A 342-nucleotide genomic window follows, 5' to 3' on the forward strand; every position below is an offset into this window, starting at 1 on the left:
GAAAGCTTGACCAGTTCCTCTTCCGAGAAATGCTCAAGCGTGCGGGCGTAGAGTTCGTCCGATACGCCGTTATCGGCGATCAGCGTCACGGCTTCGGTCCAGGCGAAGGCGGCGCGCTCGCGCTCCGAAAACAGCGGCGATTCCTTCCAGGCGGCGACGAGATAGAGCCGCGTCTCGGTCTCGCCGTCGCGCCTCGCCTCGCGGCTGTGCATTTCGACGCAATATGAGCAGCCATTGATCTGCGAAGCCCTGAGCTTGATCAGATGCAGCAGGCTCACTTCAAGCCCGCATTCGTCGACCGCCTTGTTGAGTGCCGACACCGCCTTCATGATCTGGGGCGCC

The 342-nt window shown here is 62.0% G+C and carries 1 protein-coding gene; it reads right to left on the reverse strand.

Going from position 1 to position 342, the window contains the following annotated elements; translation table 11 throughout:
- The coding region (locus EN861_RS34590) for a carboxymuconolactone decarboxylase family protein (RefSeq protein WP_245512179.1) at window positions 1-342 on the reverse strand (342 nt) is incomplete at both ends.

The organism is Mesorhizobium sp. M8A.F.Ca.ET.218.01.1.1, from assembly GCF_004791165.1.
Lineage (GTDB): Bacteria > Pseudomonadota > Alphaproteobacteria > Rhizobiales > Rhizobiaceae > Mesorhizobium.